This is a genomic window from Alkalihalophilus lindianensis, assembly GCF_032843265.1.
GTDB lineage: Bacteria > Bacillota > Bacilli > Bacillales > Bacillaceae_D > Alkalihalophilus > Alkalihalophilus lindianensis.
The window spans coordinates 1-228 of record NZ_JAWJBA010001164.1; the positions used below are offsets into that span (position 1 = coordinate 1).

Annotated in this window: 1 protein-coding gene; it reads left to right on the forward strand. The window is 27.6% G+C overall.

Annotation, left to right across the window (positions count from 1 at the left end):
* The coding region (locus RYX56_RS25725; RefSeq protein WP_336623204.1) for an ATP-binding cassette domain-containing protein at positions 1-228 on the forward strand (228 nt) is incomplete at both ends.

Below are 228 nucleotides of genomic sequence, written 5' to 3' on the forward strand. Positions count from 1 at the left end.
TAAAGATATAAAACAAATTAATGAACAAGCACAAAAGATGGTTGGGCAGTTAGGGTTAAATATTGATGTTCGTACGTTAGTTGGAGACTTAACAATTGCTCAACAACAGTTAGTTGAAATTGTAAAGGCAATTTCGTTTAATGTAAAAATATTAGTAATGGATGAGCCTACTTCTTCTTTATCTGATGAAGAAGTAAATAATTTATTTATTACTATGAATAAATTAAG